This is a genomic window from Polaromonas sp. P1_E1_2, assembly GCF_056406035.1.
Genome location: NZ_JBFUAZ010000172.1, coordinates 1 through 7186 on the forward strand (window position 1 = coordinate 1; position 7186 = coordinate 7186).

Annotated in this window: 7 protein-coding genes; 1 reads left to right on the plus strand and 6 read right to left on the minus strand. The window is 64.1% G+C overall.

Annotated elements, in window-relative coordinates:
• Positions 1-3: 3 nt before the first annotated feature.
• The 5 genes from AC1D1P_RS10280 to AC1D1P_RS10300 form a co-directional block, all read right to left on the minus strand.
• Positions 4-690: an HAD-IB family hydrolase gene (locus AC1D1P_RS10280; protein WP_477672896.1), complete on the minus strand. Its 687-nt coding sequence runs from the start codon at positions 688-690 to the stop codon at positions 4-6.
• Positions 678-2216: an ArnT family glycosyltransferase gene (locus AC1D1P_RS10285; protein WP_477672897.1), complete on the minus strand. Its 1539-nt coding sequence runs from the start codon at positions 2214-2216 to the stop codon at positions 678-680. Before AC1D1P_RS10285 ends, AC1D1P_RS10280 begins: the two co-directional genes overlap by 13 nt.
• 74 nt (positions 2217-2290) lie before the next feature.
• On the minus strand, positions 2291-3202 hold the full coding sequence (locus AC1D1P_RS10290) for a lysylphosphatidylglycerol synthase transmembrane domain-containing protein (RefSeq protein WP_477672898.1): 912 nt from the start codon (positions 3200-3202) through the stop codon (positions 2291-2293).
• Positions 3203-3237: 35 nt separating this feature from the next.
• Entirely contained in the window at positions 3238-4185 is a 948-nt protein-coding gene (locus AC1D1P_RS10295; RefSeq protein ID WP_477672899.1) for a decaprenyl-phosphate phosphoribosyltransferase, read from the minus strand.
• Positions 4186-4198: 13 nt separating this feature from the next.
• Positions 4199-4666, minus strand: coding sequence for a DUF4265 domain-containing protein (locus AC1D1P_RS10300; protein WP_477672900.1), 468 nt, complete (start codon positions 4664-4666; stop codon positions 4199-4201).
• Between the two features lie 170 nt (positions 4667-4836).
• Here AC1D1P_RS10300 and argE point away from each other — a divergent pair, with 170 nt between their 5' ends.
• Entirely contained in the window at positions 4837-6042 is a 1206-nt protein-coding gene (argE, locus tag AC1D1P_RS10305) for an acetylornithine deacetylase (RefSeq protein ID WP_477672901.1), read from the plus strand.
• Positions 6043-6137: 95 nt separating this feature from the next.
• Here the strand turns inward: argE and AC1D1P_RS10310 are convergent.
• Positions 6138-7186 (minus strand): ABC transporter substrate-binding protein (locus AC1D1P_RS10310; RefSeq protein ID WP_477672902.1); only part of this gene is annotated, 1049 nt, incomplete at its 5' end.

Consider the following 7186-nt stretch of genomic DNA (forward strand, 5'->3'; position numbering starts at 1 on the left):
CCCTCACACCGGCCGCGCCGCATCCACCCAAGGCTTGCCCCGGTACCACGCATGCCGGGCCAGCCGCAGCATGGGCTTGTCGCCGGAGGTGTCTCCATAGGCATACAGGGTGACGCCGTCCAGCGCTGTTTCCCCATAGCGCGCCAGCGCCCAGGCCTGCAGTCGCAGCACCTTCTGCTCGCCATGGCAGTTGGGGGTGCTCATGCGACCAGTGAGGCGGCCGGTGAGATGCCCGTCCTCACCCTCGCCCACCACCTCCATTTCCGTGCAGAGCAGCGCGTCAAACCCCAGCTGCCGCGCCACCACCTGCAGGTAGATGTCGGGCGACGCGCTGACCATGACGCAGCAATGCCCGGCCTCGCGGTGCCAGGCCAGGCGCGCCATGGCGTCCTCGCGCAGCTGGCCGGGAAAATCGTGGGCCAGCCAGCGGGCCGTCCAGCCCTGCATCTCGGCCAGGCTGCGGCCGGCCAGCGTGGCCTGCATCAGCTTGCCTTTGGCGACGTGGTTGGGCACCAGGCGCAGCGCATAGCCGGCCAGCCACGGGAAGCAGCGGAGCAAGGCCCCCAGGAACCGCGGCCAGCCCAGGCCGCGCGCCAGGAARGGAATGAAGGTGTCGCGCCGGGTCAGCGTGCCGTCGAAGTCAAAGGCGGCAACGACGGGACCGGCCTCGGCGGCGCTCACCTCGGGCATCGCACCTGCCCGCAGTAGCGCACGCAGAAGGGGCAGCCCGTCATCGGCAGCCACGAAGGAATGTTGAAGTAGCGTTTGAAAATCGTGCCCAGCACGCCTTCGCGGTAGGCCTGGTATTTGAAGCCCGTGCCTTCAACCGCGTAAAAGGGCACGCCGTCCTGCTCGAAGCTGAGCACACGCACCGACTCGAAGTAAGGCGAAAACTCTTCCAGCTTCGGCTTGTCGGCGACGATGACACGCACCGTTTTGCCCTGGTAGAGCGAAAAGTCGACCAGCATGTCGTCCTGGCGCGCATGGAACTTGCCGACGCCGAACACCGGCATGTACTGGCGGCGTTCGAAACCGAAAATCGACGCGGGCGTGTAGGCCTCGCCCATCAACACCACGCCGGGCACGGTGACCTGCTGCAGCATTTCGGCCGTTTTGTAGCTGCGGATGATCTGCGGATAAAGCTTGGTCGTTTTCCAKGTATCCAGCGACGTCATGTACAGCCCGGCCACCACCAGCACATGCAGGCCGGCAAACACGGCCAGCCCTTTGGCGCAGGCCTTGAGCCTGTCGGCCGGCAAGGCAAACGCCAGAAAAGCAAAACCAAAAGGGTAAAACGACAGCACCCAATGCAGGCCAATCACCTTCTTGCCTGACAGCAGCGCAAAGAACAGCAGTGGCACCACCACCAGGCAGGCCAGCAGGCGCTGGCTTCGTGCGGCGGCCATCAGCGCATCACGGTAGCGCACAGCCATCCACACCGCCACGGGCGTGATCAGGTAGACCATCATGCCGACGTAGGTCAGCGGCTTGCGCCATTCGAACACCGCGTCTTCGTTGCGGTTGTAGACGTTGAACATGATGTTCGACCAGCCGTGCGACATGTTGTAGGCGATGTTGATGGCCGGGCCGGGCAATGCACACAACACCAGCAGCGCAAAACCCGCGAGCCGTTCACGCCGGTACAACACGAAGTAGACGAGATAACTGAAGCCGAGTACTACCGAGAAGTATTTCGAAAGAAAGGCACAGCCCAGGAAAAGCCCCGACAGGGCGTAGAGGCCGTAAGCGGCGCGGTCCAGCGCCGCCCGGCGCTCGGCGCGCATCAGCGCGGCAACGGACAGCGCCGACCAGAAAATCAGCGGTGTGTCGGTGGTGATCAGGACGTTGAGCCAGTTCAGCGGCGCCAGCCAGAAGAACAGCACAGCCCAGGCGGCGCGCACCTTGCCCGCGGGCTTGAGCGCCCACCACAACGCCGCACCCAGCGCCAGCGGCAGCAACACGATGGGCAGGCGAATCGACCAGAGGCTGTCGCCCAGCGTGGCGCGCATCAGCGCAATCAGCCAGCCCACCATGGGCGGGTGGTCTGAATAGCCCCAGGCGGGGTACACCCCCCACCAATAAAAAAAGGCCTCGTCGCCGGTGACCGGAAAGGTGACGGCGATCCAGAACCGCAGCAGCAGTGACAGGAGGCCCGCACCCAGCAGCCAGCGGCTCAGCGAAACGGGAAAGGCGGCGGTGTCGTGGTTCTGGGGCATGGAAACTGGGAGAACGGGTAGGTCTGGCGGCTTTGCATGGTGCGGGAAAAGCCAGGAATGAAGGCCCGCAGGGGCTAGCGAAAACTGATTTCCTTGCGGATGGCCGCACTATAAAGCAAGGCCACCACGCCAATGGCAACGGCCAGCCACAGGGTCAGCAGCCGCACCAGCACGGTAATGGAAAGGGCTGCAGCCGGTGTGGCGCCCTGTGCCACCAGCAGGCCGGTCAGCACGGCTTCGGTGCCGCCCAGGCCCGCCGGCAGGGCAGACAACGCACCGGCCACCATGGCGACCGCGTAAAACCCGGTGGCTGTCAGCAGGCCGAGGGGGACATTCATCTCGCGGCACACCAGCCAGACCGCGACGCCCTGGGCTGCCCAGGCGGCAAGCGTGAGACCAAACCAGAGCAGCGGCCGCACTGCCAGGCACAACCAGGCTTCCTGCAGCCAGGCAAAGCGCTGGAACAGCCACGCACGGTGTTTAAACAACAGGCCCAGCACCAGCGCCAGCAGCAGGGCCGCGGCGGCCAGCAACCCGGCCAACCAGCCGGGCGACGACGGCATCGCACCATGGTTCAGGCCCCACCACACGGCGGGCAGGCACAGCAGCAGCAGGCACAGCAAATCGGCCAGCCGTTCGGCGCCGAAGATGGCCAGGCTTTGCGCGGTGCCCAGCGGACGCTGCGCCAGCATCAGGCCGCGCACAGCTTCACCCACATTGCCCGGCGTGGGCGTGAAGGCATAACCGGCCAGATAGAGCCTCAGCCCCTGCAGCCAGCCGAAATGGCGCCCAAAGTGGGCCATCCACAGCCGCCAGCGCAGGCCGCGCAGCAAATAGTTGAGCAGGCACAGGCCTGCTGCCTGCACGCCCGTCCACGACCACAGCAGCGCGAGCGATGTCTTGGGGCTGTCACCCCAGATCAGCAGCAAGGCCGCATAAGCCGTGGCTACCACGCCGAGCACCAGCAACAGCCGCTTGAACGGCAAGGCGCCCTGCGCGGGCGGCGGAGCGCCCCCGGGAATCACAGGCGGCGGCTCAGGAAGATGGCCAGCCAGAGCGCGCCGGCCGCCAGGATCCACGGGTCCCGCAGCATGTCGCGCGCCACGTCTTCGCCGCGGCCGCGGTGCACCTGGTAGGTGTAGCGCAGCATGCCGAAAATGACCACCGGCACGGTGTAGAGCAGGCGCTCGCCGTGCTGCAGCTGCGCCTCGGGGCTGGTGGCAAACAGGCTGTAGGTGGTCAGCGTGGCCGTCATGGTCGCGGCCATGAAGGTGTCGAGCAGGGCCGCCGGGTAGTGCGCCAGCACGGCGCGCTGGCTGGCTTCTTCATGAAAAGTTTCGGCCTTGCGTTTGGAAAAACCGAGGAACAGGGCCACAAAAATACCGGTGAGCAACAGCCAGCGTGAAGGCGGAATGCCGACGGCCACGGTGCCGGCCAGCAGGCGCAGCATGAAGCCCGAGGCAATGATGGACACGTCGACCACCGGCACCTGCTTGAGCCGCCACGAATAGGCCAGGTTGAGCACCGTGTACAAGCCCAGCAGCACCAGCAGCGTGCGATTGCCCGCGGCCAGCAGCAGCCCCGCCACCAGCAACAGGCCCGCCAGCACCAGCGCCAGCGGCACGGCCACAGCGCCGCTGGCCAGCGGCCGGTGGCGCTTGGTGGGGTGCAGGGCGTCGCTGGCACGGTCATGCCAGTCGTTGATGATGTAGACCATGCTGGAGAGGCAGCAGAACGCGGCAAAGGCGTAGAAGACGCGCAGGTCCAATGCGGTGTCCTGCCAGTTCTGGCTGAACACCAGGCCGGCAAACACAAAGGCGTTTTTGAGCCACTGATGCGGCCGCATGAGCCRTATCAATGCAGCCAATGCCTCCCCTACCACTCTTGTCATTCGTAGCCCCTCAGCGCCCCAAGACTCGCGCTCTTCAACGAAGAGGCTCGCAGTTCGCAGGAACAGGCGATTATCCATAGCAGCATGGGTATCACACGCGCCCCTTTGTTTCGCTTCCAATCGCCTTGTGGCGTAGCGCCATCCAGGTAAATACCAGTGGAACTTCCCTTAAATACTCGCGAAATGCGATTGCAACGCTCAGGCCATCGACGTTTGGAGGAATCGTCACCAGAGCGAGCCGGTCATCGTTCAATAGGCTACTGCCAGCCCCCATTTGATCAGTCGCACGGCAAGCTTCGCACAACAGCTTTTCAGCCCCGAGATGCTTGCTATACGCCCTGAAGGACGAAAAGCCGCCCGCTTCGACCAGCTTGACGAAGACAAGACCTGACTCGGCACTAACGCTTGCACTAACCCGGTCGCCGTAGGCCAAATTCCGCACCAAAAACGAACTGTTCCTGACGCTGAAAGTTCCATCCGGCAAGTCGTCCGCATTGACGGTTTCCGAGTGAAATCGGATGTACGCAGGAACCTTGTCATTGACGATCAATATCTTCATGAGAATTGGCAATACTCAGGCAGGATTTGTATTGAAGGGCCGCCTGTTTCAAACGGTGAGGAGGAAGAAGATGTCATCGGGAAGGGGGAGAACACCCCGTGGAGAAGCGGGCTTCAAGCATAACTGACGGACAGGCAACGGACATTGCCGAATACCGCCAAAATGAAGTCATGTCTTTCGCACCTTCCCCCACCCTCGCTGCCACTCCTTCCCTGCCCGCGGTCTCACCCCACGCCCTGCAACTGGTCGAGACCCTGGTGCGCATGAACACGGTCAGCCACAACTCGAACCTGGCCTTGATTCACTTCGTGCGCGACGAGCTGCGAAAACTCGGCGTGGCCAGCCGCATCACCACCAATGCCGACAAAACCAAGGCCAACCTGTTTGCCACGCTGGGCGAAGGCAAACCGGCCGGCATCATCCTGTCAGGCCACACCGACACGGTGCCCTGGGACGGCCAGGACTGGACGCTGGACCCGCTGTCGGGCACGGTTAGCGATGGCAGGCTGTACGGCCGCGGCAGCTGCGACATGAAAGGTTTCATCGGCCTGGCGCTGGCCCATGCCGGGGATTTTTTGAACAGCCACGCGCCGTTTGCGGTGCACCTGGCGCTGAGCTACGACGAGGAAGTCGGCTGCATGGGCGTGAAGGAGCTGATCGCCGACATGAAGGACGCGGACATCAGGCCGCTCGCCTGCATCGTGGGCGAACCGACGAGCATGGTGCCGGCCACCGCGCACAAGGGCGTGTACCGCTACAAATGCTGCGTGCGCGGCAAGGAGGCGCACTCCTCGCTCACGCCGCAATCCGTCAACGCCATCGAGATGGCGGCGCGTGTCGTCGGCAAGCTGCGCGACATGGCCGACGGCTTTGAAGCCAACGAGCCGCGCTATGAAGGCTTCGACGTGCCCTTCAGCACCGCCAGCGTCGGCCAGTTCCGCGGCGGGATTGCCGACAACGTGGTGCCGCGCGACGCGGAGTTTCGCTACGAATTCCGCAACCTGCCCACGGCGGATGCAGTTTTAATGCAAAAAGAGCTTGTAGCCTATGCGCAACGTGCGCAACCAGCTATGAAAAAGATAGCGCCCGACGCCGGCTTCAGCTTTGAGACGATTTGTGAAGTACCGGCCTTCCTCGGCTCCGCCGGCGACGCGGTGACCCAACTGGCCCAGCGCCTGGCAGGCACGAAAGAAACCACGCTGGTCGCTTTCGGCACCGAAGCAGGCCTGTTCAAAAACGCCGGCATTCCCACAGTGGTGTGCGGACCCGGCAGCATCAACCAGGCGCACCAGCCCGACGAATTTGTGAGTCTGGAGCAGCTCGCGCGCTGCGAGGACTTCATGCAAGGCTTGGCGAACACCGGCGAGCTTCGCTAGAGGCGGGCTTTCGCGCAGGCCATCGCGGAACCGGCTTTGCCGGGCCGCAGGTGGCGCCCCCTTAGGGGGAGGCGGCCGCAGGCCGCTTCGGGGGGTTACGTCCGTATTCGGCCGTCGCCCGTCAGCATCGACAGTTCCACGAAGTGGGACGCCACATGGTCGGTCGGCGAGAACGTCACGGAAAATCCGCCCACCGACTGGGTGCCGATGGCTTCCATGCCCGAAATCAGCGACTCGCGGGTCATCTTGGCGCCGCCGCGCTTGAGGCCGTCCACCAGAATCCTGGCGGCCACATAGCCTTCCATGCTGGAGAAATTGACCTTCGCGTCCTTGCCGGCCGCCTTCACCGCTTCAGTAAACTCGCGCACAATCGGCCGCGCTCCGTTGTAGGGCGAAGGCATGACCTGTGACACCACCACGCCTGCTCCATCCTTGCCCAGCTCATCGGCCAGCGCCTGCGTTCCGACAAACGACACGTTGTAGAACGTGCCGCCGTAGCCGGCCTTGCGGGCTTCGCGGATGAAGGCGGCGCAGGCCTTGTAAGCACCGATCTGCACGACCGCATCGGGGCCCGCGGCCACCAGCGTGGTGACGGCCTTGGCCACGTCCACCGTGTTGCGTTCAACAGTCGCCTGCGCCACGGGCTTCAGGTTCTGCGCACCCAGGGCCAGCGTGACGCCGTCCAGCCCGGCCTTGCCGTAGGCGTCGTTCTGGTAGAACACGGCGATTTTCTTCAGCCCCAGGGCGGTCAGCTGTTTGACGATAAGGCCGGTTTCGTCGTTATACGAAGCGCGCACGTGGAAGGCATATTTGTTGAAGGGGTCACGCAAGGCCATGGCACCGGTAAACGGCGCGATGAACGGGACTTTGTCTTTGGTGGCCAGCGGCAGGGCGACGATGCTGGTGGGGGTGCCGATGTAGCCGAACAGCGCAAACACCTCGTCGTCGATCAGCTTGCGGGTATTTTCGGCGCAGCGGGCGGGCTCATAGCCGTCATCCAGGTTGCGGATTTCAATCAGGCGCTTGTTGACGCCGCCCTGTTCGTTGACCTGGTCGAAGTACACCTTCGCGCCCTGGTAGAACTGGATGCCCAGCTGCGCAGCCGGGCCAGTGAAAGGCGCCGACTGGCCCAGGATGATCTTGT